Raw genomic sequence first — 221 nt, forward strand, 5'->3', positions numbered from 1 at the left:
TGGGGCGGGTCGATGAGCAGGTGAAGATCCGGGGGTTTCGGGTCGAGCCGGGGGAGGTGGCGGCGGTGTTGGGTTCGCATCCGGCGGTTTCGCAGGCGGTGGTCGCGGCCCGTGAGGCGGCCGGGGTGGGGGCGGGTACACAGTTGGTGGGGTATGTGGTCCTCGACCGGTCGGGTGTGGCAGGGGAGGGCGAGCTCGTCGAGCAGTGGCGTCGGGTGTAC

The 221-nt window shown here is 71.5% G+C and carries 1 protein-coding gene; it reads left to right on the forward strand.

Translation table 11 applies throughout. The features are described from left to right. Positions 1–221: hypothetical protein (locus ACX4ZE_RS23560; protein ID WP_480275663.1), on the forward strand; the 221-nt coding region annotated here is incomplete at both ends.

It is taken from the genome of Nocardia sp. TBRC8007, from assembly GCF_056629435.1.